The following is a 519-nucleotide window of genomic DNA, read 5'->3' as shown; positions in this document are numbered from 1 at the left end:
GTTTGGCGCTTCGTTTAGCATTTCTGCGGCTTCTTTCAGCTTGTTTGACGCTTCCAACTCACCCGTTGCGTGAATGACTTTGGCTCGACGGTTACGTTCCGCCTCGGCTTGGCGAGCCAGCGCTCGAACCATGCTGTCGTTCAAATCGACGTGTTTGACTTCGACGGTGGAGATTTTAATGCCCCAATCGTCGGTTTGTTGATCGAGAATGGACTGTAAATCCTTGTTGAGTCGTTCTCGTTCGGATAGCAGTTCATCCAACTCGTGTTGGCCCAGCACCGAGCGTAGCGTCGTTTGTGCTAACTGGCTGGTGGCATCGCTGTAACTTTCAATATTGTTGATTGCCATTTGTGGGTCAACCACACGAAAATACACCACCGCGTTAACGCGCACAGAGACGTTATCTTTGGTGATCAAATCTTGTGTTGGCACATCCAGCACAATAGTTCGTAAATCAACACGAACCATTTGTTGGATGAAAGGAATCAAAATGATCAAGCCTGGGCCTTTTACTTCTTG

At 48.4% G+C, this 519-nt stretch carries 1 protein-coding gene; it reads right to left on the bottom strand.

Going from position 1 to position 519, the window contains the following annotated elements:
* Nucleotides 1–519: slipin family protein (locus tag R8O11_RS31245; protein ID WP_318195394.1), on the bottom strand; the 519-nt coding region annotated here is incomplete at both ends.

Source organism: Vibrio sp. 1288 (assembly GCF_033344475.1).
Note: the sequence above shows the minus strand (reverse complement) of the source record. Positions and strands in the feature narration are given on the sequence as shown.